Below are 26,413 nucleotides of genomic sequence, written 5' to 3'. Positions count from 1 at the left end.
GGAGGGCTGATCCATGAAAACGTTCGCCGTCCTTGTGAGTGGATTTATCCTGTTTGTCCTTGCCGCGTTCGGCGCCATGGCCGCCACGCCCGACGCCGCCAAGCGCGTCGCGCTGGTCATCGGCAACAGCAAATATGTCAATGCCGTGCCGTTGCCCAACCCGGCCAACGACGCGCAGCTCATCGCATCGACGCTGCGCAATGCCGGCTTCGACGTGATCGAAGGCGTCGACCAAGACAATCAAGGCATGCACAGCCTGATCAGCCGCTTCACCGAGGAATCCTACAACGCCGACCTCGCCGTCATCTTCTATGCCGGTCACGGCATGCAGGTCGACGGCAAGAATTATCTTATCCCGGTCGATGCCGAGCTGACGTCGCCCGCCTATCTCAAGACCCGCACCGTCCAGATCGACGAGTTCATGGCGGCGCTGCCGCCCGACCCGGCCGTCGGCGTCATCATCCTCGATGCCTGCCGCGACAATCCGCTGGCAAGGACCCTGGCCGCCTCGCTGCCGAAGAGCCGCTCGCTCGGCGCCGGCCTCGCGCCGGTCGAAGCGAAAGCGGACGGCGTCGGCACCGGCGGCGTGCTCATCGCCTACGCAACCGATCCCGGCGCCATCGCCTTCGACGGCAACGGCGTCGACAGCCCCTATTCATTGGCTTTGGCCAAGCACCTGACCGAACCCGGCGTCGAGATCCAGAGCGCCTTGACGCGCGTGCGCGGCGAGGTGACGGAAGCCACGCAAGGCCGGCAGCGGCCCTGGCACAATGCATCGCTCGGACGCGAGGTTTTCCTCGGCAAGCCCGCGGCGGAAGCCGCGCCCGTCGCAGCACCTGTCACGGACGCCAAGACGACGGCGGCGCCTGCTCCGGTGGCCAGCGAGCCGCCCTCCTGGGAAGTCGAGCAGCGCCTCTGGGACGAGGCCTCGAAGAAGAACGCCATTCCGTTCTATGAAGCCTATCTCGACCAATTCCCGAACGGCCGCTTCGCGACGGTCGCCAAGCTCAACATCGATCAGTTGAAAGACCCCAAGGCCAACAAGCAGGTCGCCGCCCTCGATACGAATGCAGCTGACGCCAATGCCGGCTCGGCCGTTCGCACCTCGGTCGGCATCACCGACGAGATGAGGCAGACGCCGGGCACCGAGCAGACGGAAGGCGCGATCGGGCTCGATCGCGACGGTCGCATCGACCTGCAGCTGCGCATCGAGGCGCTGGGCAACGAACTCGGCCAAGTCGACGGCAATATCGGTCCGAAGACGCGCCAGGCGATCGGCGTCTGGCAGGGGAAAAACGGCCTGCCGCAGACCACCTATCTGACGGGCGAGCAACTGGCGTTCCTGGTGATTCAGACCGACCCGATGATGGATGCCGTACGCGCCAAGAACGCCGCCGACCAGGCACGCGCGGCGGTGCCGAAAAAGCCGGTGGTGCAGAAGACTCGCACGCTGAAGCCGGTGGCCCAAAAGCCGCGCAAGAAACAGCAGCAGGTCGTCCAGCGCAGGCGCAACAGCGAGACCGTGGTTCGCGAGGAAGGCCCGCCGCCGAACGACAACAACGACTTCCTGACCAAGGCGCTGATCTTCGGCACCGGTGTCGCGGTGGGCGGCGTGCTCAACAAGCCCTGATTGTTTTCACGCGAAATTGCTCTAATCGAAACGGGAGCCCGGTCTATCGAGGCCGGGCTCCCGTTGATCGCTGTGTGAGGCGTCGGGTAACTTGTGCCGGCGCTCTACTCCGTCCTGATCCGCATCTCCACCCGGCGGTTGACCGGATCGTAGGGATTGGCGACGCGCGGGTGCGACTTGCCCAGGCCGATCGCTTCGAGCCGGGTAGCCTGAACGCCATTCGCGGTCAGGAAGGCGGCCACCGACTGCGCCCTTCTTTGCGACAGGTCCTGATTGTAGCGCGTTGATCCGGAAGCGTCGGTATGGCCTTCGACGACAAAGCTGAACGTGCTCAGCCGGTTATCCTTCAGCGCCTTGGCGAACTCGTCGAGCTCGGTGCGCGCGGTCTGGTCGAGCTGGGCGGAATCCAGCGCGAAGTTGATCATCATATCGAGCCCGGTTTTGGTGGGGGCCGCGTTCTTGTCGTTCTTGCTCTTGCACTCTTCCTCGGTGCCGACGCAGATGCCGCGCGACGCGCCGAGATTGCCCGCGCCGGTAAAGAACTTCACGATGTCTTCCGATTTCTGAAGCGGATCAGCGGAAACGTGCGTCGAAAAAAGCACGGCCGCCAATGCAAAGGCTGAGCTGGCCAACCGCATGACCGTTACTCCCTGTTTGAGCGAATTTCGCTACCTCGCAAGATATCAAATTTCATGCCGATTGTCTGTGAACAAACACACGCTGGGAGCGGCCGCCGTTTGTTAAGCTAATGCTTGACCAGCGCCGCGCTGGGGCTTCAGTATCTTCTTCCTAGGTCTTTGTTTTTTGCATGTCGTTTTCCCAAAACCGCTGCGCACTTTTGGGCGACATGCACAAGTGAGGGCGTGGCAGCCATGGCTAATGGGCTTCGGTTCAGGACGGCGCGGGATCTCTTCAGCGCTTGCCCTGCCGTCGCCCGGGACATGAAAGCGGCCCCCACCGACCAGCCTTCGATCGAGTTTTGCCGCGCGCTGCTGGCCGGGCGCGTGCCGGAGGAGGCAATCACCTTCTGCGCCTACCTGCTGCCTGAGCGGGCCGCGGTCTGGTGGGCGCATGAGTGCCTGAGCAACCTTGCGGAACTCCTCGGCGACAGGGATCTCGAATTGCTGGCGCTTGTCCGCGATTGGGTCGGCGAGCCCGGCAACCTGGACCATCGCGCGGCAGTGGCCGAGGCCGTGGAGGTGCCGCCCACAACGCCCGTTTCCTGGATCGCCCTTGCGGCGGGCTGGCGCGACAGCGGTCCGGTCATTGAGCAGGCAGCGGGATTTCCCACCGCGCATGCCGTCAGCGCGGGGATTCTGGCCGGGCTGGCGCGGGTATCGCTCGCGGACCGTTTTGCCGTGCTTTCGGCCTTTGTCGAAATGGGCATCCAGATGGCGGAGATGGAGGCGCAGCAGCAATCGGCCGACGCCTATTGAGCCCGGTCAGACAACAGCATTCACTTGCAGCCGCCTTGCGCCCATCTGGCCAGCGCCACCTTGAAGCGGGTGCCCAGCGGATGCTGCAGGCGCAGCACCGAGACGTCGTTGGCGGCGAAATTCTTCGCCTGCTCGCAGAGCCGCGCCTCGTTCCACTCATGGCAGCCGTCGCAGTGCTTGCCTTCCCAGGCCGACTTGTCGAGGCCCTCCACCGGGCTGAACAGCGGCTTGCCCTTGATCAGTTGGGCGATGCTCTTGCCGTCGATGGCCGGATCGCCGAACTTGACCGGGTGGTCGAAAAGGATCGGTTCGTCCGTCGCCAGTTTCGGGATCTTCTGCCGCAGCAGGTTGAGCGCAAGCTGGTCGTCGCTCTGGCCAGGTGCGGCTCCGGTGTTGCGCGTATCGGAGCCGCCTTCAGCCTGCGGGGCGCTCGCCTCGCCGACGATCAGCGGCGCGTTGAGATCGACCTTGTGCAGGACGACCTCGGTGGTCAGCGAGACGTTGATCCAGGGACGCTGCTTGCCGGCCGTCGCCTTGAAGACGTCGCTGGTCACCCTGTTCATTGCTTCAGTGATGGAGATGTTGGATTCGCCGATATGCTGGATCAGCGCCGCGGTGAATGGCGAATGCTCGCCGGAGCCGTCAAAGGCAAGCTGGTTCGGACTGGCGGCGAAGGCGACGAGCGTGCCGGCGCCGCCGTTCTCGATCGGGATTTCGGCAAGGCCGCTGGCCGCGCCCTTGACGCCCGCGGTCCTGGCCAGCACCTCGGCAAGCGGGTTGTCCCGGCAGGCATCGAGGAACACCAGCCTGATGCTGGTCTCGCGTGACATCTGGCGCAGGACGAAATCGACCGACACGGCCTCGAAATCGAGCGAGGTCTCATCCTCCAGCGCGGCATCGACCGGCAGCAGGTAGTTCTTGCCCGCGACCTGCAGGCCGTGACCTGCGTAGAAGAACAGCGCGACGTCGGCGCCGCGCACCTGCTTGGCAAACTGGGCGACGGTCGACTGCGTCTGCTGCTTGCTGAGGTCGAAACCGGAGACCACTTCGAAGCCCAGGTTCTTCAGGCGATCCGCCATGGCCTGGGCATCGCGCACCGGGTTGGTGAGCGGCGCCGCGTGCTGATACTGCGAATTGCCGAGCACCAGCGCGACGCGGCGCTCGGCGCTGGCTGCGGTCAAAGTCAGGAACAAGGCAAGCACCGCGAGCCCGACGGCGCGAAGCAGCCGGCCGCAACGGGCGATCGGATCGGAGCCCACCCGCGACCTCAGTTCGCGAGCTTGGTGGCGGAGAACTCGATCCGCCGGTTGAGCGCCTTGTTCTTGGGCGTGTCGTTGGCGGCGACCGGCCGCTCCTCGCCATAGCCGGCGGCGCTGATCTGGCTGCGCGGCACGCCGTCGGCGACCAGCGCCTCGGCGACCGCCTGGGCCCGCCGCTCGGAGAGCGCCTTGTTCGCCTCGGGCGATCCGTCGGAATCGGTGTAGCCGGACACCTCGACCTTGAGCGCCGGACACTTGCCGACGACGCCTTCGACCTCCGCCAGCAGCGGGCGGCTCTTGGCATCGAGCCTTGCGCTCGCCTGCCGGAAGTAGATGGCGCCGGTGCGCGAAAGCACGGCGAACCTGTTGAGGCACTCCTCGTCGCTGAAATTCGATTTCGCAGCGTCGGTGGCGACAGGCCCGACGTCGGCCGTGCTCGCCGCGACGGTCTGGACCGCGGCCGGCTTGCTGCCATCGGCGGTGAAGACGAAATCGAAGGACACAGACGCGGTCGGCACGATGTTGGTCACATTGGCCGCCTGCTGCAGCTTGTCGATGTTGGGCAGCAGGCCGAAGTCCTCGACATGCACCGCGACGGGCGCTTCCGAAGCGACGGAGACCTGGGTGTCGCTGATCATGGTGACGACGATGCTCGCTTCGAGGTCCTTGTCGACGCCGTGCAGGCTGAGGCGGAACGGCAAGGTCGCCTTGATCCTGCGTTTGGTCGGCAGATCGGCGAATGCGGCGGGATCCACCTTCGCCGTCACCTCGGCCGTCGGGTACTTGAAGGTCTCGAAGAACAGGAAGCGCATGCGCACGTTGCGAAGGTCGACGCCGGTGTCGACCGAATTGAGGTCGAAGCTGACCTTTGCATCACCGGCCGCACTCAGCGTGCCGTTGATGTTCCTGATCTTGTTGGTCTCGACGATCGTGTTCTTCTTGACCGACTGATAGGTGAGCACCGAAGCGGAGGGATCGAGCGTCCAGTTCGGCGCTGCGTTGGCGGCTTGTGGCTCGAACAGCAGTAAAGCGAACAGCGCGGCGACGATGAGGCCCGCGGCCCGTGCGGCGGCTTGCAGCCGCATATTCCGCCAGAATGCGACGACTTCGACCATGGAACGCCCCCCAAGGACAACCCTATATCGATACCGGCACGTGACCGGAGCATAGAGCAATTGCCCTGACTTGGCGAGCGGTCGTAGTCGCTCTCCAAGTCTAAAATCCTGGCTGCGGAAATGGCTGACAAGACGGAGGCGAGCGATGGCGAGCAATGCCAAGGTCAAAAGCAACGCCGCGACGGGCGGGCTAAATGCTCATCCCCAACCACCACCGCCGCCGCCACCACCGCCGCCGCCACCACCACCGCCGCTGCCGCCGCCCAAGGGTGGCACGACGACAGGTGTGGTTTCTTCCTGAACGGGTTTGATCAGTTTCTTGGCAGCGGCCTTTTTCTGCGTGACAACCTTTTTCTGCGTGACGACCTTTGGCGCGGTCGTCGTGCGAACGACCTTCGTCTTGTGCTTCGCCGCCGGTGTCGGCTCGACCGTGGGCGTCATGGTCGTGCACCCCGCGACAGCAAGAGCGCTGGATAGGATTGTTGCGACGATTGCCTGTTTCGATGCCCAGCCCACCACATTGCCTCCTTGTTGATCAGAACAAGTCCCGGCGCGGATTGGCTTGCTCCCAGACCGCCCTGGCCGTCTTGACCAGTTGGTCGTCCAACGAGCCGGTCGCCGAAATCTTCGATTTGAGTTCCCCACGCATCTGTTTCAGGGCCGCCGTTTTCGCCTTCGCTCCGAATTTCGTCAGCGTGTTTTTTGCATCCGGAATTTCATTGCGAAGATCGAGCGCGGCCGCGAAAGCAAGGTAGCGAACGGCCACCGCCTGGTCGGCCTTGTCCCCCCTTTGCATCTCCAGGGCCGCGCGATCATAGGCAGCCGACTGATCGCCACGGTCGGTCGCCAGCTCGAACAGTCTTTGCGCTTCGGCAAGATCCTGCTGCACGCCGACGCCGTCCCTGTACATGCGCGCAAGGCTGCCGGGAGCGTAGGGTTGGCCGAGATCCATGGACTTCTGGAAAAGCGACAGCGCCTGCTTCGGATCCTTCTCGACTCCCGTGCCGGCGAGATAATTGCGACCAAGCAGGTTCATCGAATACATGTCCTGCCGTTCGACGCCGGCCTTGAGGAAAGCCACGGCGCGAGCCGGATCGGCGGGCACGCCATTGCGGCCCTCGGTGAAGATCGCAGCGAGATCGTTCATGGCATAGGTGTGCCCCATCGCCGCCGCCTTGAGCAGCAGGTCCAGCCCCTTGCCGGTGTCGCGCTCGACGCCGTAGCCGTTGAACAAGGCACGGCCCCATGACGTCATCCCGTAGGGATCGCCCTTGTCGGACGCCGCCGCGTAGAAGCTGTTGGCCTGCTTGCGATTGGCAGGCATCCCCGTTCCGGTCGCGTTGAGGTAGCCCAGCTCGAACACGGCGCGGACGTGCCCTTGGTCGGCGGCCTCCTGGATCGCCTTCTTCGCCTCCTCGACCTTGCCGACCGCAAGCAGCGCGCGTCCCAGCTCGTAGCGGAAGCGTGCAACATCGGGATAGGCCTTCACAGCCGCCCGGCAGACATCCACGGCGTTGCTGCTGATTTCGTTCGGCAGCAGGCCGGGGACGACGCCCTGCAGGTCGAGAGGCTCTCCGGCCTCCCTGTCGCAGGCCTCGACGCTGGGTGACAGCTTCATCGTCGCCCGCTTTGGCGTAGCGTTGTCAGCCCTGATCTCGACGCCGACTATGAGTGGTTTGGCTTCGCCGATCTGGGGTTCGTAGCGCAAATGGTCGACCTCGTCGGCCATCAGGCTGGAATCCGGAGCCAGGGTCCGATCCGGCAGCGACAGCGTTCCCGTTGCCGGATAGTTCGCGAGCTTCAGGCTGACCGCGGGGTCCTTGGTCGGGAAGTCCAGCTTCAGCGGCACCGGGCCGACACCGACCGGAACGCTGATGTCGCGCTTTTCGATCGCCTCGGCGGCGCCGGTGATGTGGATGCCGCGCTCCAGCACCTGCTGCTTCTGCTCGGCCTCGAGCGAGGCGACGAGCTGCTGACCCTCGGCGCCCTCGCCGTTCTTGACCCGGAACACCAGGATGCCCTGGGATCCACCGCCCCAGTTGTCATGCGTGGCATAGGCCAGCATGTCCACCTCTTCCTGCGCGCCGGAGCCTTTTGGCACGTCCATTTGAAGGCGCGGCAGGTCCTTTCCAGCGATCGGCTCGCCGGTCGCGACAGACTTGCCGTCCAGCATCAGGCGTCCAAGCGCCGGCGGCCTTTCGATGCTGACGGTGACCGCGCCGCCGTCGACATCGACCGGCTCCGGCAGGTCCAGCGCGACGGGCCCGACACCCGACGGCACGACTTTCTCCAGCACCGGCGGCAGCGCGGGACGGCTGGCGCGGCGCATCAGCACCACCTCGTCGATCAGCGAGGAGTTCTCCCACGGAACCTGCTTGCCGTCGGTGGCCTTGACCACGTCGCGGCGAACGGCCGCCATCACCGTGCGTATCTCCTGGTTCGGCGCCAGAGCGCGGCGCGAGAAGGCGGATGAGAAGGGGCTGAGGTCGCCGGTGCCGTCATAGGCGACAGCGCCGGGCTCGGTGGCGAAAGCAATGAGGGTGTTCAAGGAGCTCTTCACCTGCGCAAGACCGGCCCCGCCCGCGGCGATCAGCTGATCTCGCAGCCAATAGTCCTTGCGCGGAAACGGATTGTTGCGGCAGGCGTCGAGGATGATCACCTGGATCTTCGATTTCGAGCGCAATTGCTGCAGCACGTCGTCGAGCTTGATCGCCTGGACCTCGATGTCGGCAGCGGCCTTCAGGGAGGCGTCGACCGGGATCAGGAAATTCTCGCCGCCGATCTGAAAGCCGTGGCCGGAATAATAGACGACGGCGAGGTCGGCGCCGTCCGCCGCCGCGAGATAGTTGCGGAATTGTTCCTCGAACTGAAGCTTGGTCAAGTCCTTGGCGACGAACACGTCGAAGCCGGCCAGGCGGAACGTGGTCGACACATCCTCGGCATCCTTGTCCGGATTCTTGAGGGCCGGGATATCGCGGTATTCGGAATTGCCGATCACAAAGGCAACCCTGCGATCGGCATGGGCTTCGAACGCCGTGAAGCCCACGAGGATCAAGGCTGCAAGGAACGCGCAGCATCGCAGCATGGCAAATCCTTAACTGCTATGACCTGTCGGCCGCAGCAATGCAGCTTGCGGCGCCGAGGTCTGTTAAAGAGTTCACAATCTGCCGGGACCGGAGCAGAACGCATGCATAACGACAGCGGGCATGCGTCTCATCCAATCAAGTTCTAAAATACTCCAGAGGCACAGGCGCTGCAATGACGCTGCGCTGCGTCCGGGGGCCGGCGTGGCACATTTGCGCGGCGCCAAACATGGGATAGACGCAAGGACATGACAGCCAGAGTGATCGTCCTCGACGCTAGGCCGCTCAGCGCGGCCGATGTCGCCGAGATCGCAAGGCGCAATGCCCGCCTCGTGCTCGGCGAGGAGGCGCTGCGCCGCATCCGCGCCAGCCGCGCGCTCATCGAGCGCCTCACCCAGCTCGGCAAGCCGCTTTATGGCGTCACCACCGGCCTTGGCGCCTGTGTCGACACGCCGCTGGCGGAGGCCGATCTGATCGCCTTCCAGCACAGCGTGCCGCTCAGCCACTCGATGGGCGCCGGTCCGGCTCTGCCGACCGAGGCGGTGCGGGCGCTGATGACGGCGCGCATTTGCGGCATGGCCGCCGGCGGCACCGGCGCCTCCGAGCGCGTCATCATGGGCTTGCTTGCGGCGCTCAATGCCGGCGTCCATCCGGTGATCCCTTCCTGGGGATCGATCGGGGCGGCGGACCTCGCGCCGCTCGGCCACATGGCGAGGGCGCTTGGCGGCGACGGCGAGGCCGAGTTCCAGGGCAAGGTCATGCCGGCCGCCGAAGCGCTGAAGCTTGCCGGGCTCGAGCCGCTCGACCTGCGCGAGAAGGACGGCCACGCCATCATCGTCGCGAACAGCCTTTCGACCGGAACCGCGTGCCTCGCCCTCGAGGACGTCGCTTGCCTCATCGACTGGTCGCTGGCGGCCGTGGCTCTCAACTACGAGGCGTTCCGCGCGTCCCTCAAGGCGATCGACGAGGATGCGCTGGTGGCGCGGCCGGCATTCGGGCAGTGCGAGATCGGCGCGCGGCTGAGGTCAGAGCTGGCCGGAAGCGGGCTTTGGCACGAGACCGCCGCGCGGCGCCTTCAGGATCCGCTGAGCTTCCGCTGCGTGCCGCAGGTGTGGGGCGGCCTGCTGCACGCCTACGAGCAGGCCAGACTGGCGACGGAGATCGAGCTCGGTCATTCGGGCGACAACCCGGTGATCCTGCCGGCGACCGAAAGGGTCGTTTCAAACGGCAATTTCGACCTCACGGCCTTCACGCTGGCCTGGGAACAGCTCGGCCAGGCGCTGGCGCATTGCGCGGTCGCCACCGCCAACCGCTCGATGAAGCTGATGTCGCCGACGGTTGCCGAACTGCCGCGCTTCCTGTCGGCCCGGGGCGGCAGCCGCCAAGGCTACGCGGAACTGCAGAAGCCGGTCGCGGCGCTCGAGGCCGAGATCCGGCACCTCGCCAACCCGATGTCGCTCAGCCCGCTCGCGGTTTCGGACGGCATCGAGGACCAGTCGTCGATGGCGCCGCGAGTCGTGGCAAAGACCGCCGGCATCATCGAGCGGCTGCGCTATCTCGTTGCGATGGAGCTGATCTTCGCGGCGACCGGCGTGGAGTTGCGCGGCGTGGTCGACGGCATGGGCGAAGGGCCGCAACGCAGCTATGCCGCTGTCCGTGCTCTGGTCGCCCCGCTTGACGACGATCGCGAAATGAGCGCGGACATGGCGCGGGTTGCGCGGATGGTGGCGGGGCCGCGGTTCTGATCAGAACTCGCGCCCGCTCCCTCGCCTCCCCCTACTTTGCCAGCCGTTCCGAATGCCACTTCAAATGATCGTCCATGAAGGTCGAGATGAAATTGTAGGAATGGTCGTAGCCTTCCTGCATGCGAAGCGTCAGGTCGATGCCTGCCTTCCTGCAGGCGTCTTCCAGCAGCCATGGGCGAAGGCCGTCCTGGAGGAAGCCGTCCTCCGTCCCCTGGTCGACCAGCAACTCGCCGAAGCGACGGCCGTCCTCGATCAGCAGCGTGGCGTCATAGGCGCGCCAGTTTTTCTCGTCCGGTCCCAGATATTTCTCGAGCGCCGGCCGCGACCAGCCGGCCGTCGTCGGCTGGACGATCGGCGCGAAGGCCGAGCAGCTCCGGAAGCGCTCCGGATTCTTCAGCGCGATCGTCAGCGCGCCGTGGCCGCCCATCGAATGGCCGAAGATGGCCTGGCGCGACATGTCGACCGGGAAATTGGCAGCGACGAGCGCCGGCAGTTCCTCGGTGACGTAGGAATACATGCGGTAGTTTTTCGCATAAGGCTCCTGCGTGGCATCGACGAAGAAGCCGGCGCCACAGCCGAACTGCCAGTTGTCTTTCTCGTCCGGCACATCAGGGCCGCGCGGGCTGGTGTCGGGGCAGACGATGACGAGGCCCAGCTCGGCCGCCAGGCGCCGGTACTCGCCCTTGTCCATGACATTGGCGTGCGTGCAGGTGAGCCCGGACAGATACCAGAGCACCGGCACATGGCCTTTCGCGGCCTGGGGCGGTGCGAAGACGGCAAAGGTCATGTCGCAGGCGCAGGCCTCCGAAACGTGCGAGTAGACGCCCTGGACGCCGCCATGCGATTTCGACGTGGAAAGAACTTTCATCGGCTCTGCCTTCCTGTCAGCTATCTCGGCCTGGCATAGCCGCCAGACCTCGCGCTCGCAACCTTGCTAAACGACGCAGACGAACACAGAACGGCGGACGCTGTTCCTCCGACGCCTAGTCAGCCGCCAGCGCCGCCACCTCCCGCCGGAATGGCAACGCATCGCCGATATCGGGTTCGTCCAGCTCGCGGGCGAAGCGGTGGCCGGCATAGGTTGCCCAGGCGATCGGTCCCGGCGCTTCGGCGTCGCCGATCACCTTGACCGAACGAATACCGTTGCCGGCCCATTCATTTTCGCGGGCCTTGAGATCGCGCCAAACGGCGTCGTCCTGATTGCGCGACGTGACCAGGACGACGGCATCGGCGGCCAGCTCCTGGCGCTGGCCGGTGTAGACGCAGGCCGTCACGACGCCGCCCGATGCGATGGTCGTGACGGTTCTGTTGAGGACGATATCGACCCCGAGGTCCGCCAGGCGGCGGTGGATGGCTCCCTGCTCCAGCGTGTTGCGGGTCCAGTCCGAAACATAGGCCGACGGGGTCACCAGGGTCACCTTCGCCCCCTGACGCGCCATAAGCTCGGCGAGAACGCCGCCCATGTAATAGTGGTCGTCATCGAACAGCACGACGTTGCTCGACGGCACCTTGCCGTCCATCAGATCGTCGGGCGTGTAGACCGGCATGGCGGCGTCGATCGGCATCGGCACGACATGGGCGCGTGCCACGCCGTCGCGACGCCATGTCGATCCGGTCGCGACGGCGACATTCTGGAAGCCGAAGGACAGGATATCGTCCGCCGACAGCCGGCTTTCGAAATAGATGTCGACATTCGGCATCTGGCTGAGCTGATACTGGCGATAGTCGCGCACCCTGCCCCAGGCCGACAGGCCCGGCAGCAGGCATTCGCGCGCCACGCGTCCGCCGAGCTCGGTGCCGGCTTCCGCTATCGCCACCTGATAGCCGCGCAGGCCGAGCGCGCGGGCGGCCTCCAGTCCGGCAGGTCCGGCGCCGACGATCAGCACGCTGTCGCTGTCGCCCTTGGCCTGCATGCGCTCCGGATGCCAGCCCTTGCGCCATTCCTCCATGAAGGTCGGGTTCTGCGTGCAGCGCGAGATCGACATGGTCATGTCGCCGGTAATGCAGATGTTGCAGCCGATGCACTCGCGGATGTCCTCGATGCGTCCCTCCTCGACCTTCCTCGGCAGGAAGGGATCGGCGATCGACGGGCGCGCGCAGCCGATGAAGTCGAGCGTGCCCGACCTGATCATCCTGACCATCACGTCGGGCGAGGTGAAGCGGCCGACGCCGACGACCGGTTTCGAGGTCAGCTTCTTGATGCCGGAAACCAGGCTCTCCTGCGCCGCCTCTTCCTCGAAGCGGGATGGACCGGAACAGTCCTCCCAGGCGCCGTGCGCGAGATCCCACAGATCGGGCAGCTCGGCATGCATCTCGATCATGTCGCGGACTTCCGAATTGGCGAAGCCGAGCTCGCCGATCATCTCGTCCAGCGACAGCCTGAGCGTCAGGCCGCAAGTGTCGCCGATCGCATCGCGCCCTTCCTCGATCAGCTCGCGCATCAGCCGCGAGCGGTTTTCCAGCGAGCCGCCATATTCATCGCCGCGCTGGTTGGTGGCGGTCGACAGGAAGTGCTGGATGATGCCGAAGCCGTGCGCGCCGTAGAGGCACACCAGGTCGAAGCCCGCCTGCCTGGCGCGCTTGAAGGCATTGCGGTGCCAGCGGCGCAGGTCGCGGATATCCTGCTTGTCCATGGCGCGCGCCTGCACCGGGTCGTTGGTGAAGGTGCGGATCGGCAAGGCCGACGGCCCGCGCGGAACCTCCTTGGTGTAGAGGTTGGGGCCGTTGATGCCTGAATAGGCAAGCTGGATGCCGGCCAGCGCGCCGTGCTCATGCATGGCCTTGGCCATCTTGGCCAGAGCCGGAATGTCGGCGTCGTCCCATAGCCTGAGCTCGATGAAAGGCGTGATCTCGGAGGTGTGGTGCATCTCCGTCTGCTCGGTGAAGATGACGCCCCATCCGCCTTCGGACTTGATGCGGCGCATCTCGGCCGCGGCGGACGGATCGCGATAGCCGCCGCCATTGCAATGCGGGACCTGGTAGAAGCGGTTCTTGGCCGTCACCGGACCTATCTTCATCGGCTCGAACAGAATGTCGTAGCGTGGGTCGCGCATATAGCTTCCTTCCTGTCGGCTCGGCGCTGCCGATGCTGCAGAGATTACTCATAAGTTGGCGCCGGCGCGGGAAAACTATGGATTTCTTCTGTGCCGATTAGGACGCGCCTAATCGCGAGTCGCATTGATTAGTCTCAGATGAACCTGGACTGAGCCAAATGCGACTTCAGGGCCGCCGCTCCACGGTGCTACACAGCCGGTGGCGGCAACGGACAAGAGACATGGACAGCATCAGGATCCTCGAAAAGCTGATCGCATTCCCGACGGTGAGCCGCGACTCCAACCTCGACCTCATCGGCTATGCGGCGGATCTGCTGAAGGCGAACGGCATAGCCTGCCAGCTCATCCACAGCGCCGACGGCCACAAGGCCAACCTCTTTGCCACCATCGGACCGGCCGGGAAGCCCGGCATCATGCTGTCCGGCCATACCGATGTCGTTCCCGTCGACGGCCAGAACTGGACGCTGCCGCCATTCGCGATGACCGAGCGCGACGGCAAGCTCTATGGGCGCGGCGCGGCGGACATGAAGGGTTTCGTGGCCTGCGCGCTCGCGGCATGCCTCAAGGCCTCGAAAACGGCGCTTCGCACGCCCTTGCACCTGGCGCTGTCCTATGACGAGGAAGTCGGCTGCCTTGGCGTGCGCGACCTGATCGAAATGCTGAGCGCGGCGCCACAACGCCCGCTGCTGTGCATCGTCGGCGAGCCGACCAACATGCAGGTGGCGACAGGACACAAGGGCAAGCTTGCGGCGCGCGCCGTCTGCAAGGGACGCGAAGGCCATTCGGCGCTCGCCCCGCTGGCGCTCAATGCCATCCATCTCGGTTGCGATTTCGTGCAGGCCCTGCGCGACGAACAGGAGCGGCTTGCTCGCGAAGGCGCCCGCGACGGCGACTACGACATTCCCTACACGACGGTGCATGTCGGCAAGATCAATGCCGGCGTGGCGCTCAATATCGTGCCCAATCTCTGCGAGGTCGATTTCGAGATCCGCAACGTCGCCGCCGACGATGCAGCCGGCATTCTCGAAAGGCTGCGCATTGCCGCGGCGCGCATTGCCGCCGACGCCGCTTCGATCGCGCCCGAAGCCGCAATCGACATCGAGATCACCAACACCTATCCGGGCCTCGACACGCCGGCCGCTTCGGAAGCGGTGGCTTTCGTCAAATCGCTGACCGGCGCCAACAGCACCATGAAGGTCGCGTTCGGCACGGAAAGCGGATTGTTCAGCCGCGATCTCGGCACGCCGGCCGTCGTCTGTGGACCGGGCTCGATGGCGCAAGGGCACAAGCCGGACGAATTCGTCAGCCTCGAACAGTTGCCGCGCTGCGACGAGATGTTGGGCAGACTGCTGGCGCGGCTCGCCGACGGCTGGCCGTGACCTTGCTCATTTGACGATGCGTTCGGTGCCGAAGACCCCTTGCTCAACCACGAAGCGGCGGCAGTGGTCGATGAAGGCCTGCACCGTCAGCGTGCGATGCTCGGCGTTGGGCAACGCAATCCCCATCATCAGCGGCCTGAGGTCGCCGAGCAGCGGCACGAAGACCAGCAATTTGCCGTCCGGCGACATGGTGTTGAGCGGCCGCATATTGGCGATGCCGTAGCCGAAGCCATTGGCGACCATCGAGCGCATCACGGCGATGTCGCCGGTGCGCTCGGCGATCCTGGGCCGCAGGCCCTTGGGCTGGAAAGCCGACAGGAAATATTCGCGGCTATAGGGTAGATCGAGCAGCACCATCGGCTCATCGACCAGTTCCTCGGCTGTGATGCCGGCCCGCGTCGCCAGGCGATGCGCGGCCGGCAGCATCACATAGGCCGGCAACTGCATCAGCGGCTCGAAGGTCATGTCCTGCGACAGTTCGAGATCGTAGGTCAGCGCGGCGTCTATCTCGCCGCGCTGCAGCATCTCGAACAATTGTCCCTGGTTGCGCTCGAACTGCCTGACGCGCACGTCCGGATAGGCGTCCTCGAATTTCTTGCGCAGCGCCGGCAGCACGATCTGCGCGAAAGTGAGCAGGCAGCCGATCGCCAACGGTCCGCGCACCTTTTCGGCGATATCGCCGGCAATGTCGTGCAGCGCATCCGCGTCGTTGAGCAGCCGCGCGGCTTCCTTGAGGAACAGGCGCCCGCCCGCCGTAAGGGCAAGGGCATGCGAGTGCTTGCGCACGAAGAGCTGGACGCCGAATTCCGCTTCGAGCTGGGCGATCGAGGCCGAGATCGACGGCGGCGAGACGTTCACCTGCTCGGCCGCCTTGGCGATCGAGCCGGCTTCGCCAACGGCGACGAAATATTCGAGCTGTCTGAGCGTGAAGCGGAGCGGCATGGGCGGCTATGATGCCCGTTTGGTCGCTGCAATCAAGTCGTGGCCGCTCCTCAGTATTTGATCCAGGTGGTCTTCAGCGCGGTGTATTTGTCGAGCGCATGCAGCGACAGGTCGCGCCCGAAGCCGGACTGCTTGAAGCCGCCGAAAGGCGTCATCGGGCTCAACGCATCGACGGTGTTCACGGAGACCGTGCCCACGCGCAGTCTTTCGGCGATGCGATGCGCCCGCGACAGGCTGTCGGTCCATAGCGACGCAGCCAGGCCGTAGACGCTGTCATTGGCAATCCGAAGCGCCTCGTCTTCGGTGTCGAAGGCGATGACCGACAAGACCGGACCGAATATCTCGTCGCGGGCAAGCGGATCGTCGGGCGCGACATTGTCGAAGATCGTCGGCTGCACGAAGCTGCCGCGCCCATCGATGGCAACCCGGCCGCCGCCGGTCACCAGCCGAGCCGACTTCCTGCCGCCATCGATGAAACGCATGACGGTCGCGGCGTGCCGCGCATCCACCATCGCGCCCATCCTGGACGCCGGGTCGAGAGGGTCGCCGGGCTGGGTCGCCGCCGCGCGCTGCGCCAGCTTCTCGACCAGCGCATCCTTGATGCCGCGCTCGACCAGAAGCCGGGAATTGGCCGAGCATACCTGGCCCTGGTTGAAGAAGATGCCGAAGGCGGCCATGTCGGCCGCCGCGTCCAGATCGGCACAATCCGCGAACACCAGATTGGGACTCTTGCCGCCGGTCTCCAGCCAGACCTGCTTCATGTTCGACTGGCCGGAATATTGCAGGAACAGCTTGCCGACAGCGGTGGAACCCGTGAAGGCCAGGCAATCCACATCCAAATGGCGGCCAAGCGCCTGGCCGGCGGTCTCGCCCAAGCCGGGCACGACATTGAGGACGCCGGCTGGCAGGCCCGCCTCCATGGCGAGCTCCGCCAGCCTGAGCGCCGAGAAGGGCGATTGCTCGGCCGGCTTCAGCACCACCGAATTGCCGGCCGCCAGCGCGGGCGCGCATTTCCAGGTCGCCATGTCGAGCGGAAAGTTCCACCGCACGACGGCGCCGACGACGCCAAGCGGCTCGCGCCGCACCAATGCCAGGTCGCCATGGCCCGTCGGCGCCACCTCGTCATAGACCTTGTCGGTCGCTTCGGCATACCACTGGAAGATCGCCGCCGAGCCCGGCACATCGATGGTGGCGGCATCCTTGACCAGCTTGCCCATGTCCAGCGATTCCAGCAGCGCGAGTTCCTGCAGGTTCTCGCGCAGCAATTCCGCCAGCCGCAGCAGCACCTGCTTGCGATGCTGAGGGCTCGTTCGCGACCAGACGCCGGCCTCGAAGCTGCGCCGTGCCGCGGCAACGGCAAAGTCGATGTCCTCCTCGCCGCAGGAAGCAACATCGGCGAGCGTCGCTCCCGTGGCCGGATTGATGCTGGCGAAGGTTCGGCCGGAGCGTGCCGGCACCGCCTTGCCGTCGATGAAGGCCTTGTCGCGAAAACGGATCGCGGACGCCTTGCCGATCCAGTCCTTATGGCTGAGTTCGCTCATCATCGGCTCCAGAACCTGGTCGGATTACTCGTCACCGGGAACGCCGTAGCTCGGCGCGTCGGACGGGTTGAGGGCGCGAGTAACGTAGGCGTCGAGCTGGGGCTTGTAGATTTCCCACAGCGTCGCCAGCTGCTCGATCGGACACGCTTCCGTCCAGTCGCAACGCAGGTCGGCGACGGGCCATGAGACATCGCGCACCAGCTTCATGCCGGCGGAGCGAACTGGCCCCGCCTCGCCGCCGGCATGAAGCGCCGCGCGCATCGTGGCGATCAGCCGGTCGCCGAGGTCGCCTTCGGAGGCGAGGAAGGCATCGACCATGGCAGAGGGCACGCCGTCATTCGCAAGCAGGTTGCCGCCGCAGGCGACGTCCTCGCCGCGCGCCTCGGCCCAGATTCCGAGCGCTTTCGGCCCAGAGTGGATCGCGCTGACACCCGCGGCGTCGACAGCCAGTATCTGCCGGTATTCAATAAAAGCGCCCGTGCGCTTCAGGATCGCGACAGCCTCCATGGCGGAGGCGCCGCGCGCCATCAATTCCAATGCCCGCGGCCCGAGCGTCGGGTCGGTGACGTTCTGGCTGGTGACCGCGCCGACGCCGGCCTGCGCATAGGCGCAGCGGGCCGCAACCGCGGGAGACGACGAGGACACCGCCACTCCGAACATGCCCGTGCGCCGGCACCTTGCGACTATGGAGAAGGTCATGGCGCTCAGTCCGGAATTACGGCGGTGCCGTCGATCTCGACCAGCCATTCGGGCCGCGCGAGCGCCGACACGACAAGGCCGGTCGAGACCGGGTGGACGCCCCTGATGTATTCGCCCATCGTCCGGTAGACGGCCTCGCGATGGCGGACATCGGTGATGTAGACCACCACCTTCACCAGATGCTCCATCGTGCCGCCGCACTCCTCGATGAGCTGCCTGATGTTTTGCATGACCTTGTGGGTCTGCTCGACCGGATCGTGACTGTCGATGTTCTTGGCCGTGTCGAGATCCTGCGGGCACTGGCCGCGCAGATATACAGTCCGGCCGCCCCGGGTGACCACCGCCTGGCAGAGATCATTGTCGAGCTTCTGCTCGGGATAGGTATCCTTAGTGTTAAAGGGGCGAATTCGCGTATGCGCCATCTTGGTCTCCAAAAGGTGGGGCTGGTCCTTGTCGTCGGCTCTGGTCAGGCGTCCACGGGCTCGCGCTTCGCGGCTGCGTGATAGGCCAGATATTTTCGCTGCGTCGAAATACGGTCGGCCACGTGCTTGGCATCATGCCAGACGCCCCAGATGAAGCTCGACCCTCGTCTCGATTGCCAGGGCAGCCCCAGGAAATAGATCCCGGGCTCGGCCGAGACTCCGCGCTGGTGCCTTGGCCGGCCCTTCTCGTCGAAAGCGTCGACCTTCAACCAGCTGTAATCGACGGCAAAGCCGGTCGCCCAAATGATCGCCGCTATCCCGGCCTCGGCCAGATCGAGCTCGAGGATCGGATCGGTCACGCATTCCGGATCCGGTTCGATCCGGCGGGCGGCGGGCTCCTCGGCGAGATCGAGACCGTTGCGCGCGACATAGGCGTCGGCTTCGTCCAGCAGCGACATCAGGTTGGCGTCGCCCCGGGCAATGTTTTTGGCAAGATCGGGCGCGAAGCTCATCACACCGTCCCGATACGCCTTTGTCATGCCGACGAGCGTAAGCCCCTGCGCGGCCAGGCGGCGGAAATCGATCGTTTCGCCGCCGCGCGCGCCGCTGACCGCGATCGTGACATGTTCCGTGCCGGGCCCCGGGGTTTCGAGATCCCATTTGCCGAGAACGCCCAGCCACCAGCAGAAGTCGCGGCCGCGATAGGCGCGCGGCGGGCGGTCGTGCGGGCCGACCGAGAGATAGACGCGCTTGCCTGCACGCTGGAGCTCGTCCGCGATCTGCACGCCCGAGGATCCAGCTCCGACCACCAGCACCGCGCCTTTCGGCAACTGCGCGGGATTGCGGTAGCCGCTTGAATGGATTTGCAGGATGCCCGCATCCGCAGGAACAACGGGTGGAATGACGGGGGTCTGGAACGGTCCGGTCGCGGCGACGACGCTGTCGGCCTCGATCACGCCATCCGACGTCTCGACACGGAATCCGGGCCGGCCGGCATTTTTCTGCACAAGCTTGACCTCGACGCCGCAGCGGATCGGCGCATCGATCTGCTTTGCGTAGGCGACAAAATAGTCGGCGACCTCCTCCTTGGAGGGAAAGCCATCTGGACCCGTTCGCGGAAACTCCATGCCCGGGAACCGATCGTGCCAGGCCGGACCATTGGCAACCAGGGAGTCCCATCGCTGCGAGCGCCAGCGCTCGGCAATCCGGCCGCGTTCAAGGACCAGGTGAGGCACCCCGCATTTGCTCAGATGCTCGCTCATGGCCACCCCTGCCTGGCCGCCACCGACGACAAGCGTGTCTACTTTCTCAACCGACATATCCACGCCTCTTTGTAGCTCTCGATGGGGCTTTCGCCGCCGTGATGGAGGTCCGGTTTGCTTTTAGTGACGGGCTGGCGGAGCGAAAATTACGATTTCCTATGTCAGTGCTTAGCTTATCCCTAAACGCTGGTGGGATCGCCGAGGGGCATCCAATTCCAGCGATCACGATCAGCAAGACCACCTCTGGATGTCGAAAAAAGCTTAGGCAGACCCTAAGCACGGGTGCTGGAAAAAATAGTTCTGGCGCCTTGGATTTGGTGGTTCCCTGCGTCACCCGCATGAGAGCGACGATCGCTGAGAGAGAAATGGCGCAGGAGACCCTTTACGCAAACGGCTCGCTATATACGATCGACGCAGCGAATCCCGATGCGGAGGCAATGCTGGTTCGCGACGACCGCATTGCAGCTGTCGGCTCCTGGTCCTTCGTCAGGTCGCAGGCCTCCGCAAATGCGGAGATCGTCGACCTTGAAGGCCGGTTCGCAATGCCGGCCTTCATCGACTCTCACGTCCATTTTGCCTGGGGAAGCAAATATCTCGATGAAGTGCGGTTGCGCGAAGCGAAGACCTTCGGCGACGTCCTCGCTCGCCTCAAAGCCTATTCGGAAGCTCATCCCGACCGCGCATGGATCGTCGGCAGCGAATTCAGTTACGGCTACCCCGATCTCTCCGAAGGCGGCTTCCACAAATCGCTTCTCGACCAAGTCGTTGCCGATCGCCCCGTTTTCTTCCGCTCCGGCATGGCGCACGCGGCCTGGGTGAACAGCAAGGCGCTGGAGCTTGCCGGCATCACGTGCAACACACCCGATCCCGAAGGTGGCGAGATCGTAAGAGATGCAAGCGGTGAGCCGACCGGATGGTTGAAGGAGAGAGCGTGGTCGCAGCTTGAAACTCTGATCCCTCAATCTTCGAAATCCGATATGCGATCGGCGCTGCTCCGCGCCATCAAGGAAGCAAACCGCCTGGGACTGTCGCGCGTTCAAAGCGCAGGGATGGATGACGAAGCGGTCCCCCTGCTGACTGAAATGCTCGCGAACGGTGAACTGAGTCTGCGGTTCACGCTTTCGAGCATTGCAAATCCGGATTCGAACCTCGACGAGGTGATCGCGCGCGTATCCGGATGGCGGAATGAGCTTGACCCTGCCTTTCTCGACGGCCGGGTCATCAAATTCTTCCTGGACGGCGTCCTGGAATCCCATACCGGCTTCATGCCTCAGGGCTATGCCGACAAACCGGGAGAAACCGGAACATGCCTGTGGGAGGCATCGGCCTACAACGCCGCCGTCAGCCGTGCCCAGCAGGAAGGCTTTCAAGTCTGGACACACGCGATCGGCACGGGCGCCATCGAAATGGCGCTCGACGCATATGCCGCCGACGGCGACCGCTCGCGGCAACGGCGGCCGCGAGTAGAGCATTGCGAAATACCCACCGCGCGCGACATCGCGCGTTTTGGCCAGACAGGCGCGATCGCCAGTTTCCAGCCGGCCATGATCTATCCACGCGACCAGTGGCTCGGCATGGAGGGGCTTTGGGAGGTACGTGTCGGCTCCAAATCCCTGTCACGGGCCTTTCCCGTCCGCTCCATCCTGGAGGCCGGCGGCGCCGTCGCGTTCGGAACCGATTGGCCCATCGTCGATCTCAATCCGCTCGTCGGCATACGCAACGCGCTGCTGCGCCAAAGCCGGGACCACCAGCCGGAAGATGGCTGGGTTCCGGAGCAGAGGATCACCGTCGCACAGGCGCTTCGCGCCTATACGCTGGGCGCAGCCTTTGCCGCCCACCGGGAAACCGATGAAGGCAGTTTGGCGACGGGGAAACTCGCCGACTTCATCGTCCTTTCCGAAAATCCGCTGGCGGTCGAGCCGGACAGCATCGCGGACATCAAGGTGCTGAAAACGATCGTCGGTGGAAAACCGGTCTGGGAAGAACCTACGACCTGAAACCGCGCCTGGGGGTTGGATGGAAGCGACGGAATTTGACTATATCGTCGTCGGCGCTGGTTCGGCGGGTTGCGTGGTCGCCAATCGGCTGAGCGCCGATCCATCGGTCAAAGTATGCCTGATCGAGGCCGGCGGCAGCGACGACAGCCTGCGGGTCAAAGTGCCGGCGGGCATCCTGTCGCTCTACGGCAACCCGAACTACGACTATTGTTTCGTCGGCGTGCCGCAACCCCATCTCAACAACCGCAGGATTCCGGTCAACCGCGGCAAGGCGCTGGGCGGATCGAGCTCGATCAACTCGATGGTTTATATTCGCGGCGCCGCAGAGGACTATGACGAATGGGCTGGGCTCGGCTGCGCCGGCTGGGCTTATCGCGACGTGCTGCCCGTGTTCAGGAAGCTGGAGCGCAATCTGCTTGCCCAAGACCCGCGCTATCACGGCAGCGACGGCGAGCTGCTGGTCGACAATCCGCGCGATCCGAACGTGCTTTCAGGCATGTTCGTTAAGGCCGGCAAGAATGCGGGCCTGCCCGCCAACACGGACTTCAATGCCGAAAGCCGGTACGGCGTCGGGATCTACAACGTCACGCAGGACCGCGGCCAGCGCTTCAGCAGCTTCACCGCTTTCATGCGTCCTGTGCTCGATCGCAAGAACCTGACGCTGCTCAGCCAATGCGAGGTGATCGACCTTGTCATCGCCGAAGGGCGCGCGACGGGACTGCGCGTGCGGCATGAGGGCCGGCAAAAAATACTCTCGGCCAGGCGCGAGATCGTGCTTTCGGCCGGCGCCGTCAACTCGCCCAAGGTCCTGATGGCGTCGGGCATCGGGCCGGCAGCCGAGCTCCGGCAGATCGGCATCACGCCGGTGCTCGACCTGCCCGGCGTCGGCAAGAACCTGCAAGACCATGTCGACGGCATGATCACCGTGCGCTCCAGGAGCACCAGGACGCTCGGCCTGTCGCTTGCCAACCTGCCCCGTATCGCCGCCGCGCCGTTCCAGTATTTCGCGCGCCGCAAGGGCATGCTCACCACCAACTATGTCGAAGCCGGCGGCTTCGCGAAAACCAGGCACGCCAACGGCCTTCCCGACATCCAGTTCCACTTCGTGCCCGGATATCGCAGCCACCGCGGCCGGCTGATCGAATATGGCCACGGCTACGCGGTTCATACCTGCGTGCTTAGACCGAAAAGCGTGGGGGAGATCCGCTTGTCGCGCGACAGTGCTCGCCGGGACGTCCTCATCGACCACCGCTTCTTCGCGGAAGAAGCGGACGCCGTGGTGCTGGTCGAAGGCATCAAGATCGCACGCAAGATCCTGGCCGCATCCGAGTTCGATGAGGTGCGCGGCAAGGAGATGCTTCCCGGCAAGGATGTGCGCAGCGACGACGAGATCCTTGCCTATCTGCGCGCCGAAGCGCTGACCGTCTATCACCCTGTCGGGACCTGCAAGATGGGAACGGACGCGATGGCGGTCGTCGACCCGGCGACGCTGAAAGTGCGCGGCGTGGACGGGCTTCGGGTCGCGGACGCGTCGGTCATGCCGAAGCTGATCGGCGGCAACACGAACGCGCCAAGCATGACGATCGGGCAGAAGGCTTCGGAGATGATCCTAGGCTCGGCGCAGAACGGCGAAAGGTGAAGATCCCCTCACCTGTCGAAAATTGGGGGCAGCTCAGCGCTTGGTATCGCTGAACTGCCTCAACCATTTGCTCTTAATGATCCTCGTCGATCTCGTCGTGCAACAGGCCGAGGATGCGGCGCTTGAGCGCGATGAAATCGGGTTCGAGGATGACGTCCATCGAGCGCGGCCGGGGGATGTCGACCTTGATCTCGGCCTTGATCTTGCCCGGCCGGGCCGTCATCACCAGAACGCGATCGCCGAGGACCAGCGCCTCGTCGATGTCGTGGGTGACGAAGAGCACCGTCTTCTGCTGCCGCTCCCAGACGCGCAAGAGCAGCTTCTGCATGGTGCCGCGCGTCTGGCTGTCGAGCGCGCCGAAAGGCTCGTCCATCAACAGGACGGCCGGGTCGTTGGCAAGGGCGCGCGCGATCGCCACGCGCTGCTTCATGCCGCCCGAGAGCTGGGCGGGGTAATGGTCGGCAAAGGGCGCAAGGCCGACCTCGTTGAGATACTGGTCGACGATCTGCTTGCGCTGCTCAGCCGGGAGACCTTTGCGCTTCGGACCGTACTCGATGTTGGCGCGCACCGTGAGCCAGGGAAACAAGGTGTAGCTCTGGAACACCATGCCCCTGTCGGGGCCAGGTTCGATCACTTCCCTGCCGTCGACCTTGATGCTGCCCGAGGTCGCGTCGTTGAGGCCGGCGGCGAGATAGAGCAGGCTGGATTTGCCGCATCCCGAAGGACCGACGATGACGCAGAATTCGTTCTTGGCCACCTTCAGCGACACATCGTCCAGCGCCAGCACGCCGTTGACGTCGCCGTAACGCAATGTCACGTCCTCGATCGCCATCGTGGTGCCGGCCGACTGCGGATCGCCGCCGGTTGCGTGGGCCATGCCGGCCGGATTGTTCGCCTTGATGGTTTCGGTCATCACTACCCTTGATCCGGCTGCGGTTTGTGAGCTTGCGTTCAAAATCAAGGTGCCCATGGCGCGACCCTCGCCCGGATGATGCGGAATGCCGTGTCGGTGATGAGGCCGAGAAGTCCGATCGCGGCGATCGCCATGAAGATCACATCGACCTGGAAGCCGCGCATCGCCTTCAGGCTGATGTAGCCAAGGCCGCTTGAGGCGGCGACGAGCTCAGCCACGACAAGATATGTCCAGGCCCAGCCCATGGTGACGCGAAGCGTGTCGAGGATCGCGGGAAGCGCTGCAGGGAAAATGACATGCCAGACCGCTTCGCTGCGCTTGGTGCCCAAAGTGTAGGAAGCGTTGACCAGGTCCCTCGATACACCGCGCGCGCAATCGGAGATCATCACGAGCTGCTGGAAGAAGGTGCCGAAGAAGATGACCGCGATGCGCTGCTCGATGCCGATGCCGATCCACAGGATAAACAGCGGCACGAACGAGGTCACCGGCAGATAGCGGATGAAATTGACCAGCGGCTCCAGCGGCGCCTGCACCGCCCGGTAGGTGCCCATCCACAATCCCAGCGGCACCGCGATCAGCGAAGACACGATAAAGCCGAGAAGCACCACCTTGGCGCTGGTCAAAGTGTGGTAGAAAAGGCTGCCGTCCAGCGACATGCGATAGGTCGTCTCGAGCACGGTCCCGGGCGTCGGCAGGAACATGTTCGGCACGACGCGGCCATAGGACAGCAAAGCCCAGCCGCCGATCACGACCACCCACATCGCCAGCGCGAGCGTCGTTGCCGCGCCGGCGGGAATGTTGGCGAATGGGGTCGTCAGGCGTGTCCACGCCGTCCGCCTCTGTGCCATAGGATGGCCTCCGTTGATTTACGCGCGAAACTTTAGCTTTCGAGACAACGGGATCGGCCCGGACAGGCCGACCCCGACGACCTCGAAAGCTCACTGCTCCTTGATGAAATCGGTGTCGAGGATGGTTTTCGCGTCGATCGTCATCTTGAGCTTGCCGGCCTTGCCCCAGACGTCCTGCGCGAAGTTCACCAGATCGGATGCCTCGCTCTTCTCCGGCGTGCCGAAGAATTCCAGGTTGCGGGCATGGTCGTAATAGCGCACGCCCTTGGCGCCGGCCGCGAAATCCTCAGGCTTCTCGAGATAGCCGCCAATGCCCTTGGCCATGATCTCATAGGCCTTTTCCGGATTGGTCTTGATGTATTCGACCGCTTTGTAATAGCCCTTGACGAGGGCCTTCACGTCCTCGGGGTGCTTTTCAATTAGGTCGCAGTTAAGGGCGATCACGTCGACGATCAGGCCGGGGGTGGTCGTGGAATCGATCAGCACCTTTCCCTTGCCGCCCTTGCGAACTTCGGTGAGGTGCGGCTCCCAGGTCACAGCGGCGGGAACCTGACCGGCGATGAAGGCGGTCGCGGCGTCATCGGCGGTCATGTTGGTGACGCTGACGTCGTCCTCGGTCATGCCTTCCTTTTTCAGGAGCACGTTGAACCAGAATTCGGAAACAGAGCCCTCGTTCAAGGCAACGGGCTTGCCCTTCAGGTCCTTCAGGGAGGAGACATCGGCCTGCGTGACGACGCCGTCGCCGCCGTGGCTGTCGTCGAGCGCAAGGACGTATTTGAAGCACAGTTCGTCCGAGCGGTATTTCATCAGCTCGTCGACAGTGGAGGCGGCGCCGTCGAGATCGCCACCGGCGACCGCCGCCATGTAAAGCGCCGATTCCTCGATGATCTTCAGGTCGACATCGACACCGGCTTCCTTGAAGTAGCCGAGGTCGCGGGCAAGAAACAGCGGCCCATAACCCACCCAGGTGGTCATGCCGAGACGAATGGCGCCCGCGTTAGCGGGAGCGGCAAGCCCAAGGCCCAGCAGGCCCGCGCCGACCGCGGTCATTAGGTAATTTCGGAAAGTCTTCATTGTCGTGGTTCCCCTATGGCTGTTACCGGCATCGGCCTCATTCAAGTGGCGTATGCCAAGCTGTCGTTTCGGCAGCCGCTCTCTTGTTATGCGTCGCCCTCCCAGGCGGGCCTTGCGTGTTCTAGGTCCTGCAAGAGAGCATCCGGGCCGGATCGCAAAAAGAAGTCTTTTTCTGTCCTTTGCTTCGCCGAAACCGAAGCAGGGGCCTGCACCTTCGCTTGCAAGAGAGGCAGAAAAACTCTCGAAGGCTTATGGTCGGAAACCGGCTGCCGCTTCGGATCGCTCCGAAAATCGGAGACTTGCTCCGAACCACGCCGGCGGAACAGGCTAAATCCGAAGGCCGTGGCTAGATGGCGCGGTTGCCGTAGTGCCAGCA

At 64.5% G+C, this 26,413-nt stretch carries 21 protein-coding genes; 6 read left to right on the top strand and 15 right to left on the bottom strand.

Annotated features, from left to right (window positions below; genetic code table 11):
• Positions 1-13 precede the first annotated feature (13 nt).
• Positions 14-1,630, top strand: a complete 1,617-nt coding sequence (locus AC4FWB_RS06360) for a caspase family protein (RefSeq protein ID WP_491025013.1) — start codon at positions 14-16, stop codon at positions 1,628-1,630.
• Between the two features lie 104 nt (positions 1,631-1,734).
• On the opposite strand, the gene AC4FWB_RS06355 is transcribed toward AC4FWB_RS06360, so the two are convergent.
• Positions 1,735-2,268: an OmpA family protein gene (locus AC4FWB_RS06355; protein WP_491025012.1), complete on the bottom strand. Its 534-nt coding sequence runs from the start codon at positions 2,266-2,268 to the stop codon at positions 1,735-1,737.
• Positions 2,269-2,382: 114 nt separating this feature from the next.
• On the opposite strand from AC4FWB_RS06355, the gene AC4FWB_RS06350 reads away from it, so the two are divergent.
• Positions 2,383-3,066 (top strand): DUF6931 family protein, encoded by a 684-nt coding sequence (locus AC4FWB_RS06350; protein WP_491025011.1) that lies wholly within the window; start codon positions 2,383-2,385, stop codon positions 3,064-3,066.
• 20 nt (positions 3,067-3,086) lie between these two features.
• Here AC4FWB_RS06350 and AC4FWB_RS06345 read toward each other — a convergent pair whose 3' ends face one another.
• From AC4FWB_RS06345 to AC4FWB_RS06330, 4 genes are all read right to left on the bottom strand, one after another.
• The gene (locus AC4FWB_RS06345; RefSeq protein ID WP_491025010.1) at positions 3,087-4,325 is read right to left on the bottom strand and encodes a caspase family protein; all 1,239 of its coding nucleotides are present in this window, start codon (positions 4,323-4,325) and stop codon (positions 3,087-3,089) included.
• Between the two features lie 8 nt (positions 4,326-4,333).
• Positions 4,334-5,440, bottom strand: coding sequence for an OmpA family protein (locus AC4FWB_RS06340; RefSeq protein ID WP_491025009.1), 1,107 nt, complete (start codon positions 5,438-5,440; stop codon positions 4,334-4,336).
• A gap of 198 nt (positions 5,441-5,638) precedes the next feature.
• Entirely contained in the window at positions 5,639-5,881 is a 243-nt protein-coding gene (locus tag AC4FWB_RS06335; protein ID WP_491025008.1) for a hypothetical protein, read from the bottom strand.
• Between the two features lie 94 nt (positions 5,882-5,975).
• Complete coding sequence (locus AC4FWB_RS06330) at positions 5,976-8,525, bottom strand: caspase family protein (RefSeq protein WP_491025007.1); 2,550 nt, start codon at positions 8,523-8,525, stop codon at positions 5,976-5,978.
• A 246-nt stretch (positions 8,526-8,771) separates the two neighbouring features.
• Here AC4FWB_RS06330 and AC4FWB_RS06325 point away from each other — a divergent pair, with 246 nt between their 5' ends.
• Positions 8,772-10,268 (top strand): HAL/PAL/TAL family ammonia-lyase, encoded by a 1,497-nt coding sequence (locus AC4FWB_RS06325; protein WP_491025005.1) that lies wholly within the window; start codon positions 8,772-8,774, stop codon positions 10,266-10,268.
• 31 nt (positions 10,269-10,299) lie between these two features.
• Here AC4FWB_RS06325 and fghA read toward each other — a convergent pair whose 3' ends face one another.
• Together fghA and AC4FWB_RS06315 are read right to left on the bottom strand one after the other, a co-directional pair.
• Complete coding sequence (fghA, locus tag AC4FWB_RS06320; protein WP_491025004.1) at positions 10,300-11,136, bottom strand: S-formylglutathione hydrolase; 837 nt, start codon at positions 11,134-11,136, stop codon at positions 10,300-10,302.
• A gap of 115 nt (positions 11,137-11,251) precedes the next feature.
• A complete protein-coding gene (locus AC4FWB_RS06315; RefSeq protein ID WP_491025002.1) occupies positions 11,252-13,321 on the bottom strand; it encodes an oxidoreductase in 2,070 nt (689 codons plus the stop codon).
• 221 nt (positions 13,322-13,542) lie between these two features.
• Between AC4FWB_RS06315 and argE the strand changes: the two genes are divergently transcribed.
• Positions 13,543-14,700, top strand: coding sequence for an acetylornithine deacetylase (gene argE / locus AC4FWB_RS06310; RefSeq protein WP_491025000.1), 1,158 nt, complete (start codon positions 13,543-13,545; stop codon positions 14,698-14,700).
• 6 nt (positions 14,701-14,706) lie between these two features.
• On the opposite strand, the gene AC4FWB_RS06305 is transcribed toward argE, so the two are convergent.
• Genes AC4FWB_RS06305 through AC4FWB_RS06285 form a run of 5 tightly spaced genes read right to left on the bottom strand, consistent with a single transcriptional unit; the run spans position 14,707 to position 19,623 of the window.
• Positions 14,707-15,642, bottom strand: a complete 936-nt coding sequence (locus AC4FWB_RS06305) for a LysR family transcriptional regulator (protein ID WP_491024999.1) — start codon at positions 15,640-15,642, stop codon at positions 14,707-14,709.
• Positions 15,643-15,692: 50 nt separating this feature from the next.
• Positions 15,693-17,183 (bottom strand): aldehyde dehydrogenase, encoded by a 1,491-nt coding sequence (locus tag AC4FWB_RS06300; protein ID WP_491024998.1) that lies wholly within the window; start codon positions 17,181-17,183, stop codon positions 15,693-15,695.
• A 24-nt stretch (positions 17,184-17,207) separates the two neighbouring features.
• Positions 17,208-17,882 (bottom strand): DUF1028 domain-containing protein, encoded by a 675-nt coding sequence (locus AC4FWB_RS06295; protein ID WP_491024996.1) that lies wholly within the window; start codon positions 17,880-17,882, stop codon positions 17,208-17,210.
• Positions 17,883-17,887: 5 nt separating this feature from the next.
• Positions 17,888-18,304, bottom strand: coding sequence for a RidA family protein (locus AC4FWB_RS06290; protein WP_491024994.1), 417 nt, complete (start codon positions 18,302-18,304; stop codon positions 17,888-17,890).
• Positions 18,305-18,348: 44 nt separating this feature from the next.
• Entirely contained in the window at positions 18,349-19,623 is a 1,275-nt protein-coding gene (locus AC4FWB_RS06285) for a flavin-containing monooxygenase (RefSeq protein WP_491024992.1), read from the bottom strand.
• 308 nt (positions 19,624-19,931) lie between these two features.
• On the opposite strand from AC4FWB_RS06285, the gene AC4FWB_RS06280 reads away from it, so the two are divergent.
• The gene (locus AC4FWB_RS06280; RefSeq protein ID WP_491024991.1) at positions 19,932-21,563 is read left to right on the top strand and encodes an amidohydrolase; all 1,632 of its coding nucleotides are present in this window, start codon (positions 19,932-19,934) and stop codon (positions 21,561-21,563) included.
• Between the two features lie 19 nt (positions 21,564-21,582).
• On the top strand, positions 21,583-23,202 hold the full coding sequence (locus tag AC4FWB_RS06275) for a GMC family oxidoreductase (protein WP_491024989.1): 1,620 nt from the start codon (positions 21,583-21,585) through the stop codon (positions 23,200-23,202).
• A 73-nt stretch (positions 23,203-23,275) separates the two neighbouring features.
• Here AC4FWB_RS06275 and AC4FWB_RS06270 read toward each other — a convergent pair whose 3' ends face one another.
• From AC4FWB_RS06270 to AC4FWB_RS06260, 3 genes are all read right to left on the bottom strand, one after another.
• Positions 23,276-24,079, bottom strand: coding sequence for an ABC transporter ATP-binding protein (locus tag AC4FWB_RS06270; RefSeq protein WP_491025257.1), 804 nt, complete (start codon positions 24,077-24,079; stop codon positions 23,276-23,278).
• Positions 24,080-24,159: 80 nt separating this feature from the next.
• Positions 24,160-24,963 carry an ABC transporter permease gene (locus AC4FWB_RS06265; RefSeq protein WP_491024988.1) on the bottom strand — a complete coding sequence of 268 codons (804 nt, stop codon included), beginning with the start codon at positions 24,961-24,963 and terminating at the stop codon, positions 24,160-24,162.
• A 90-nt stretch (positions 24,964-25,053) separates the two neighbouring features.
• Positions 25,054-26,037, bottom strand: a complete 984-nt coding sequence (locus tag AC4FWB_RS06260) for an ABC transporter substrate-binding protein (protein ID WP_491024987.1) — start codon at positions 26,035-26,037, stop codon at positions 25,054-25,056.
• Positions 26,038-26,413: the final 376 nt, after the last annotated feature.

Source organism: Mesorhizobium sp. LEGMi-168a (genome assembly GCF_058312955.1).
Note: the sequence above shows the minus strand (reverse complement) of the source record. Positions and strands in the feature narration are given on the sequence as shown.